This is a genomic window from Methylibium sp. (assembly GCF_031393925.1).
GTDB lineage: Bacteria > Pseudomonadota > Gammaproteobacteria > Burkholderiales > Burkholderiaceae_C > Methylibium.
In genome coordinates this window covers 1-3,094 of the sequence record NZ_JANMWL010000099.1, presented here as the reverse complement: position 1 = coordinate 3,094, position 3,094 = coordinate 1, and the positions used below count along the sequence as shown (strand labels likewise).

Sequence of the window (3,094 nt, the reverse complement as noted above, 5' to 3'; positions counted from 1 at the left end):
CGCAGGTGCAGCCGTGAGCGCGCGTTGCCCTCACCCCAGCCCTCTCCCAGAGAGGGGAGAGGGAGAACAGCAGTGCAACCCTCCCCCAGAGGGAGGGGGAGCAACATCATGAGCGCCGTCACCCCCTGGCTCACCGGCGCGCTTGTCTTCCTCGGCGCCGCCGTCCTGGCGGTGCCGCTGGCCAAGGCGCTGGGTCTGGGCGCCATCATTGGTTACCTGGCCGCCGGCATCCTGATCGGCCCGTTTGGCCTGGCCCTCGTCGACGACCCCGAAACCATTCTCCACTTCGCCGAGTTCGGCGTCGTGCTGATGCTCTTCCTGGTCGGGCTCGAACTCGATCCCAAGCGCCTGTGGGCCCTGCGCCGGCCGATCTTCGGCTGGGGTGCCGCGCAGGTGATCGGCTGCGCGCTCGTGATGTGTCTGGCGGGCTGGGCGCTCGGCGCGCCGTGGCGGCTGGCGCTGGTGGCCTCGCTCGGCCTGGCACTCAGCTCCACCGCCATCGCGCTGCAGGTGATGGGCGAGCGCAACCTCATGGCCACCAGCTCCGGCCAGGCCGGCTTTGCCATCCTGCTGTTCCAGGACGTGGCCGCCATCCCGATCCTGGCGCTGATACCGCTGCTCGGCGTGCCCGAGGCCGACGACGGCAACGCCTGGTGGGAGGCGGCGCGGGCGCTCGGCATGGTCGCGGCCATCGTGCTCGGCGGGCGCCTGTTGCTGCGGCCCCTGTTCCGCTGGATCGCGCGCAGCAACACGCCGGAGATCTTTACCGCCGCCTCGCTCGGCCTCGTGGCCGGCATTGCGGCGCTGATGCAGGCGGTGGGCCTGTCGATGGCGCTCGGCGCCTTTCTCGGCGGCGTGCTGCTGGCCGAGAGCGAATACAAGCGCGAACTCGAGACCGATGTCGAGCCCTTCAAGGGCCTGCTGCTCGGCCTGTTTTTCATCGCCGTGGGCATGTCGGTGGACTTCAATGCACTGCTCGCGCACCCGGCCGTCGTGGCCGGCCTGCTGGTCGGCTTCCTGACCATCAAGGCGGTGGTGCTGTGGCTGCTGGCGCGCGGCATGGCGCTGCCGTGGCAGGAGCGGCCGGTGTTCACCTTGCTGCTCGCGCAGGGCGGCGAGTTCGCCTTCGTGGTGTTCCAGGCCGCGGCCGGCGCGCGCGTGTTCTCGCCCGAGACGGCCTCGGTGCTGATCGGCGCGGTGGCGCTGTCCATGCTGGTGACGCCGCTGCTGCTGGTGGCCTTTGACCGCTGGGTGCAGCCGCGCTTTGCGAGCAAGGCGCTGCCCGACGTGAAGGAGCTCGACGAGCCGCAAGACGCGCCCATCATCATTGCCGGCTTCGGCCGCTACGGCCAGATCGTGGGCCGCCTGCTCTACGCCAACGGCCTGAAGGCCACCGTGCTGGAGCACGACGCCGAGCAGATCGAGTTTCTGCGGCGCTTTGGCTTCACCGTGTATTACGGCGACGCGACTCGCCTGGACCTGCTGCGCACCGCAGGCGCGGCGCACGCCAAGGTGCTGGTGATCGCCATTGACGACGTTGAGCAGAGCCTGAAGGTCGCCGACCTGGCCAAGGCGCACTTCCCCCACCTCACCGTCATCGCGCGCGCCCGCAACGTGCAGCACTGGTACTCGCTGCGCGACCGCGGCGTCGCACACATCGAGCGCGAAATACTCGACGCCTCGCTGATGAGCGCGCGCAGCGTGCTGGAAGCGATGGGATGGCAACCGCACCACGCGCGCACGCTGGCAATGCGCTTTCGGCGGCACAACGTCGAGCAGATAGAGGCGATGTGGCCGCACCGCAAGGACCAGGCCCGGCTGGTGTCGATGGCGAGGGCGGGACGGCAGCAGCTGGAGGAGCTGTTTGCGCAGGAGAGGAGGGAGAGGGAGGAGAGGCGCAGGGAGGGGTGGGGGGAGTAGGGCGCAAGATTGAAGAGGGCAGCGCTCAGTCGTCCCACCGATCGATGTCTGCACGGACAGCCGCTCGAACGCTCGCGAGAGAGCACACCGCGTCGCCTTGGCTTCCTGCATTGGCCAGGTTTGCAGCTCGATCTCGCAATCAGAATAGATCGGTCAAATCGTGGGCGGTGGCTTGATGGCCCGTACATTTCATCGAGCGAGCCGGAGGAGGCCTTCTGTCACGTCGCCTGTCATTTGCCCACATCGAGATTTGCCCCGACCAGCGCCAGGTCCTGGCGCACGGCGAGCCGGTGGCGCTGGGCGCGCGCGCCTTCGACGTGCTGATGTGCCTGATCGAGCAACGCGACCGCGTGGTGAGCAAGGAAGAGCTGCTGCAGCGTGTGTGGCCCGGCAGGGTGGTGGAGGAGAACAACCTCACGGTGCATGTCTCCACGCTGCGCAAGCTGCTCGGGCCGCACGCCGTCAGCACCGTGCCGGGCCTCGGCTACCGCTTCACGGCGTCGCTGGCCGAGCCCGCCGATGCGCCACCTTCGCACACGGCCGCGGTCACGGACGAGGCGGCGCTGGCGCTGCCCGACAAGGCCTCGATCGCGGTGCTGCCCTTTGCCAACCTGAGCGGCGACCCGGGGCAAGACTATTTTGTCGACGGCGTGGTCGACGACATCATCGCGGCGCTGTCGCGCGTGAGGGCGTTCTTTGTCATCGCGCGCAGTTCGAGTTTTACCTACAAGGGCCGGGCGGTCGACATCAAACGGGTGGGGCGCGAGCTGGGCGTTCGCTATGTGCTCGAGGGCAGTTTTCACAAGGCCGGGCAGCGCCTGCGCATCAGCGCGCAATTGGTCGAAGCCGAGGCTGGCCGGCATGTGTGGGGCGACCGCTTCGAGGGGCAACTCGACGACCTCTTCGAGTTGCAGGACCGCATCACCGGCAATGTGGTCGCGGCCATCGAACCCAAGCTTCGGCTGGCCGAAGTGGAGCGTGCGCAGTCCAAGCCGACGGCCAACCTGCACGCCTATGACCTGTGCTTGCGCGCGCTGCCCAAGGTGGTGAGCAGCTCGACGCGGCTCGAGAACGCCGAGGCGGTGGCGGTTCTCAAACGAGCCATTGCCATGGACCCCGGCTATTCGTTCGCGAAGGTGCTGTGTGCCTGGGCCTACGCGATGGGCAGGGCGCA

The 3,094-nt window shown here is 68.4% G+C and carries 2 protein-coding genes; both read left to right on the top strand.

Translation table 11 applies throughout. The features are described from left to right. Positions 1-108: 108 nt before the first annotated feature. Positions 109-1,920, top strand: coding sequence for a glutathione-regulated potassium-efflux system protein KefC (gene kefC / locus RMO12_RS05840; RefSeq protein WP_309638564.1), 1,812 nt, complete (start codon positions 109-111; stop codon positions 1,918-1,920). Between the two features lie 290 nt (positions 1,921-2,210). Continuing rightward, the coding region (locus tag RMO12_RS05835; RefSeq protein ID WP_309638563.1) for a winged helix-turn-helix domain-containing protein at positions 2,211-3,094 on the top strand (884 nt) is incomplete at its 3' end.

Excerpts from the sequence above, each read along its gene's own strand:
- kefC (WP_309638564.1), top strand. The coding sequence starts at position 109 with ATGAGCGCCGTCACCCCCTGGCTCACCGGCGCGCTTGTCTTCCTCGGC.